This window comes from Corynebacterium sp. 13CS0277 (assembly GCF_002994655.1).
Taxonomy (GTDB): domain Bacteria; phylum Actinomycetota; class Actinomycetes; order Mycobacteriales; family Mycobacteriaceae; genus Corynebacterium.
In genome coordinates this window covers 1-5,569 of record NZ_PPDL01000045.1, presented here as the reverse complement: position 1 = coordinate 5,569, position 5,569 = coordinate 1, and the positions used below count along the sequence as shown (strand labels likewise).

Below are 5,569 nucleotides of genomic sequence, written 5' to 3'. Positions count from 1 at the left end.
TTTTTTGTGCTGGTTCGATGGTTTGTGCTGCCGGGGACTGCTTGTCCCTGACGCAACGCTTGCATGACACGAGTGTGTTGTGGGTTGTTGTGGAAGCATTGATTGTTGAACGGTACTAGAAATTTTTTTAGTAGCCGGGCCCTGCTTATCCCCGTCGGGATGGGGCCTGGTCGTTCAAGTAATTTGGATTGAACAACGAGCGATCAACTTCTGTTGGTTGTGCTGGTTGTTTGTTTTGTCTAGGTTTTGGACTCTTTCACTACTGGCCGGGCACTCTTTGGGGTGTGTGGTTGGTTGGATGTTATGTCTGATTTTTTGTGGAGAGTTTGATCCTGGCTCAGGACGAACGCTGGCGGCGTGCTTAACACATGCAAGTCGAACGGAAAGGCCTCAGCTTGCTGGGGTACTCGAGTGGCGAACGGGTGAGTAACACGTGGGTGATCTACCCTGAACTCTGGGATAAGCCTGGGAAACTGGGTCTAATACCGGATAGGACCGTGCTTTAGTGTGCATGGTGGAAAGTTTTTTCGGTTCAGGATGAGCCCGCGGCCTATCAGCTTGTTGGTGGGGTAATGGCCTACCAAGGCGTCGACGGGTAGCCGGCCTGAGAGGGTGTACGGCCACATTGGGACTGAGACACGGCCCAGACTCCTACGGGAGGCAGCAGTGGGGAATATTGCACAATGGGCGCAAGCCTGATGCAGCGACGCCGCGTGAGGGATGACGGCCTTCGGGTTGTAAACCTCTTTCGCGAGGGACGAAGCTACCGTTTTTCGGTGGTGACTGTACCTTGATAAGAAGCACCGGCTAACTACGTGCCAGCAGCCGCGGTAATACGTAGGGTGCGAGCGTTGTCCGGAATTACTGGGCGTAAAGAGCTCGTAGGTGGTTTGTCGCGTCGTCTGTGAAATTCCGGGGCTTAACTCCGGGCGTGCAGGCGATACGGGCATAACTTGAGTGCTGTAGGGGAGACTGGAACTCCTGGTGTAGCGGTGAAATGCGCAGATATCAGGAAGAACACCAATGGCGAAGGCAGGTCTCTGGGCAGTAACTGACGCTGAGGAGCGAAAGCATGGGTAGCGAACAGGATTAGATACCCTGGTAGTCCATGCCGTAAACGGTGGGCGCTAGGTGTAGGGGACTTCCACGTCTTCTGTGCCGTAGCTAACGCATTAAGCGCCCCGCCTGGGGAGTACGGCCGCAAGGCTAAAACTCAAAGGAATTGACGGGGGCCCGCACAAGCGGCGGAGCATGTGGATTAATTCGATGCAACGCGAAGAACCTTACCTGGGCTTGACATATACAGGATCGCTGCAGAGATGTAGTTTCCCTTGTGGCTTGTATACAGGTGGTGCATGGTTGTCGTCAGCTCGTGTCGTGAGATGTTGGGTTAAGTCCCGCAACGAGCGCAACCCTTGTCTTATGTTGCCAGCACGTGATGGTGGGGACTCATGAGAGACTGCCGGGGTCAACTCGGAGGAAGGTGGGGATGACGTCAAATCATCATGCCCCTTATGTCCAGGGCTTCACACATGCTACAATGGTCGGTACAACGCGTCGCGAGCCTGTGAGGGTGAGCTAATCGCTGAAAGCCGGCCTCAGTTCGGATTGGGGTCTGCAACTCGACCCCATGAAGTCGGAGTCGCTAGTAATCGCAGATCAGCAACGCTGCGGTGAATACGTTCCCGGGCCTTGTACACACCGCCCGTCACGTCATGAAAGTTGGTAACACCCGAAGCCAGTGGCCCAACCCTTGTGGGGGGAGCTGTCGAAGGTGGGATCGGCGATTGGGACGAAGTCGTAACAAGGTAGCCGTACCGGAAGGTGCGGCTGGATCACCTCCTTTCTAAGGAGCTTTATTTTGGGACCACGGTAGGGGAGAAGAACTTCTTCCCGACATAGGCTGTGGTCTTTTGTTTTGTTTGAATCGGCGTGGAAGCACGGACCGAATAGTCGGACGAGCGCAAGAAACAATCAAGAGTATGTTGGTGCACTGTTGGGTGTCTCGGGCATTGTGCCCGTGGTTTGTGGCGCCTGCGGCCTAGCCGACAACAGGGACGTTTGAGTCTGGTTGTTGGGTGTGGTGGTGGGTGTGTGTTGTTTGTGAACTGTATAGTGGACGCGAGCATCTCCAGATGAGATGTCAATGTTGTTGATGTCTTGTTTGGTGTTTTTTCTTTATTTTGTTTGCAGCCAACGCCATCTTGTGGTGGTTGTTGGTTTTTGCCGATTGTGAGCCAACTTGTGTTGTGTGTTGTAAGGGCACACGGTGGATGCCTTGGCATACTGAGCCGATGAAGGACGTGGAAGGCTGCGTTAAGCCTCGGGGAGTTGTCAATCAAGCGTTGATCCGAGGATGTCCGAATGGGGAAACCCGGCCGTCGTTATGGGCGGTCACCTGCACTTGAATACATAGGGTGTGTGGAGGTTACGCGGGGAAGTGAAACATCTCAGTACCCGTAGGAAGAGAAAATAAATAATGATTCCGTGAGTAGTGGCGAGCGAAAGCGGACGATTGGCTAAACCATGTGCGTGTGATACCCGGCAGGGGTTGCGTGCGTGGGGTTGTGGGATGTGATTGTTCCTGTCTGCCGGCAGGGGCTGGTGGTTGTTTGTGTTAGTGGAAGTGGTGTGGAGACGCCTACCGGAGAAGGTGAGAGTCCTGTACACGAAAACATAAGCACCGCTAGTGATCGTATTCCCGAGTAGCAGCGGGCCCGTGAAATCTGCTGTGAATCTGCCGGGACCACCCGGTAAGCCTGAATACTCAGTGTGACCGATAGCGGAATAGTACCGTGAGGGAATGGTGAAAAGTACCCCGGGAGGGGAGTGAAATAGTACCTGAAACCGTGTGCTTACAATCCGTCAGAGCCCTTTAGGGTGATGGCGTGCCTTTTGAAGAATGAGCCTGCGAGTCAGCGGCATGTGGCGAGGTTAACACGTGTGTGGTAGCCGTAGCGAAAGCGAATCCTAACGAGGGTGTTTTAGTTGCATGTCCTGGACCCGAAGCGGGGTGATCTACCCATGGCCAGTGTGAAGCAGAGGTAAGACTCTGTGGAGGCGCGAACCCACTTAGGTTGAAAACTGAGGGGATGAGCTGTGGGTAGGGGTGAAAGGCCAATCAAACTCCGTGATAGCTGGTTCTCCCCGAAATGCATTTAGGTGCAGCGTCGTGTGTTTCTTGCCGGAGGTAGAGCTACTGGATGGTTTAGCGGGACCAACATCTTAGCGACATCAGCCAAACTCCGAATGCCGGTAAGTGAGAGCACGGCAGTGAGACTGCGGGGGATAAGCTTCGTAGTCGAGAGGGAAACAGCCCAGATCGCCGGCTAAGGCCCCTAAGCGTGTACTAAGTGGAAAAGGATGTGGGATCGCGAAGACAACCAGGAGGTTGGCTTAGAAGCAGCCATCCTTGAAAGAGTGCGTAATAGCTCACTGGTCGAGTGGTTCTGCGCCGACAATGTAGTGGGGCTCAAGTACACCGCCGAAGCCGCGGCACTCCAACGTTTGTTGGGGTGGGTAGGGGAGCGTCGTGCAGCGTGTGAAGTCGCCGGGTGACCGAGTGGTGGACGCTGTGCGAGTGAGAATGCAGGCATGAGTAGCGAATGATGAGTGGAAAACTCATCCGCCGGATGACCAAGGGTTCCTGGGTTAAGCTAATCTTCCCAGGGTGAGTCGGGACCTAAGGCGAGGCCGACAGGCGTAGTCGATGGACAACGGGTTGATATTCCCGTACCCGTGCACATGCGCCCATGGTGAATCATTGATACTAACCGCCCTGAAGCGCGGCACGTGAGCCTTGTGTTTGTGTGTTGTTGTGGATGCGTGGGACCTGATGTGGTAGTAGCCAAGCGATGGTGTGACGCAGAAAGGTAGTCGAGCCACTTATTGGATTGTGGTGTAAGCGTGTAGCCCGCAGACTAGGTAAATCCGGTCCTGCTTTTTGGGTGAGGCGTGATGCGTACCCCTGTTTGGGGGATGTCGATGATCCTCTGCTGCCGAGAAAAGCATCTAGCGATGTGTGTGTATGGCCCGTACCCCAAACCGACACAGGTGGTCAGGTAGAGAATACTAAGGCGATCGGGTGAACTGTGGTTAAGGAACTCGGCAAAATGCCCCCGTAACTTCGGGAGAAGGGGGGCCATGGCGTGTGCCACACTTTTGCGGTGTGGTTGCGTGTTGTGGCCGCAGAGAATAGAGGGAAGCGACTGTTTACTAAAAACACAGGTCCGTGCGAAGACGATAAGTCGATGTATACGGACTGACGCCTGCCCGGTGCTGGAAGGTTAAGAGGACCTGTTAGACCCTTTGGGGTCGAAGCGGAGAATTTAAGCCCCAGTAAACGGCGGTGGTAACTATAACCATCCTAAGGTAGCGAAATTCCTTGTCGGGTAAGTTCCGACCTGCACGAATGGCGTAACGACTTCCCTGCTGTCTCAACCACAGGCCCGGCGAAATTGCAGTACGAGTAAAGATGCTCGTTACGCGCGGCAGGACGAAAAGACCCCGGGACCTTCACTATAGCTTGGTATTGGTGTCTGCTACGGTTTGTGTAGGATAGGTGGGAGACTGTGATCGCATGACGCCAGTTGTGTGTGAGTCGTTGTTGAAATACCACTCTGATCGTAGTGGGCATCTAACCTCGGCCCATGATCTGGGTTAGGGACAGTGCCTGGTGGGTAGTTTAACTGGGGCGGTTGCCTCCCAAAGAGTAACGGAGGCGCCCAAAGGTTTCCTCAGCCTGGTTGGCAATCAGGTGGTGAGTGTAAGTGCACAAGGGAGCTTGACTGTGAGACTGACAGGTCGAGCAGGTACGAAAGTAGGGACTAGTGATCCGGCACCGGCTTGTGGAAGCGGTGTCGCTCAACGGATAAAAGGTACCCCGGGGATAACAGGCTGATCTTCCCCAAGAGTCCATATCGACGGGATGGTTTGGCACCTCGATGTCGGCTCGTCGCATCCTGGGGCTGGAGTAGGTCCCAAGGGTTGGGCTGTTCGCCCATTAAAGCGGCACGCGAGCTGGGTTTAGAACGTCGTGAGACAGTTCGGTCTCTATCCGCCGTGCGCGTTGAAACTTGAGAAAGGCTGTCCCTAGTACGAGAGGACCGGGACGGACGTACCTCTAGTGTGCCAGTTGTCACGCCAGTGGCATGGCTGGTTGGCTACGTACGGAAGGGATAACCGCTGAAAGCATCTAAGCGGGAAGCCCGTTTCAAGATAAGGTTTCGTTATTAGGTGCCCTCTAGACTAGGGGGTTGATAGGCCAGATCTGGAAGCACGGTAACGTGTGGAGGTGACTGGTACTAATTCACCGAACACACCACATTAAGTGTGGTTCACATAAATGGTCGTCAATGCCGTGAACAATGAAGACAAATGGTCTCGCGTCTACTATGCAGTGTCAGGAACAGCACACTGTCACAGGCTGAAACATGCTTGTCGGTGGTTTTAGCGGTGGGGGAACGCCCGGTCCCATTCCGAACCCGGAAGCTAAGCCCACCTGCGCCGATGGTACTGCACACGGGAGTGTGTGGGAGAGTAGGTCACTGCCGACATTATATCTTCATAA

Annotated in this window: 3 rRNA genes; all 3 read left to right on the top strand. The window is 54.4% G+C overall.

Annotated features, from left to right (window positions below):
• Window positions 1-314: 314 nt before the first annotated feature.
• The 3 genes from C1Y63_RS12260 (at window position 315) to rrf (ending at window position 5,555) form a co-directional block, all read left to right on the top strand.
• Window positions 315-1,846, top strand: a 16S ribosomal RNA gene (locus C1Y63_RS12260).
• A 399-nt stretch (window positions 1,847-2,245) separates the two neighbouring features.
• A 23S ribosomal RNA gene (locus tag C1Y63_RS12255) occupies window positions 2,246-5,327 on the top strand.
• Between the two features lie 111 nt (window positions 5,328-5,438).
• A 5S ribosomal RNA gene (rrf, locus tag C1Y63_RS12250) occupies window positions 5,439-5,555 on the top strand.
• Together the 16S, 23S and 5S rRNA genes form the textbook arrangement of a ribosomal RNA operon.
• Window positions 5,556-5,569: the final 14 nt, after the last annotated feature.